Here is a 433-nt window from a genome sequence, read left to right as displayed (position 1 = left end):
CCGATCGCCACGCTGTTCACCCCCGAGGCGTAGGCGCCATAGCCCAGTGCCGTAGAGTCCTCCGCGCTCGCGTACGACAGACTGCCGATGGCCGTGCTGTAGTCGCCGGTCGCGCCCGCGCCGGCACCGAAGGCCGACGAGTTCGCACCCGAGGCCTCGGCCGAGATCAGGCCGAAGAACGATGTCCCGCCCACCGCCGTGCTCTCCTCGCCCGTGGCCAGGCTCGACTCGCCCACCGCCGTGCTGCCGGTGCCCGTGGCCGCGCTCTGCGTGCCCACCGCCGTGCTGTAGTCGCCGATCGCGCTGGCCACCGCGCCGAACGCCGAGGACTGCGCGCCCGACGCGTAGGCGCCCACGCCCGTCGCCGTCGCCGCGAAGCCTTCCGCGCTCGCGCTCGCGCCCAGCGCCGTGCCGCCCACGCCCGCGCTGGTCG

At 75.5% G+C, this 433-nt stretch carries 1 pseudogene; it reads right to left on the bottom strand.

Annotated features, from left to right (window positions below):
• Nucleotides 1–433: pseudogene (locus MD221_RS17445) on the bottom strand (hypothetical protein); the annotation flags it as partial.

Origin of the sequence: Luteimonas aquatica, assembly GCF_022662575.1 — a bacterium.
Taxonomy (GTDB): domain Bacteria; phylum Pseudomonadota; class Gammaproteobacteria; order Xanthomonadales; family Xanthomonadaceae; genus Luteimonas; species Luteimonas aquatica.
Note: the sequence above shows the minus strand (reverse complement) of the source record. Positions and strands in the feature narration are given on the sequence as shown.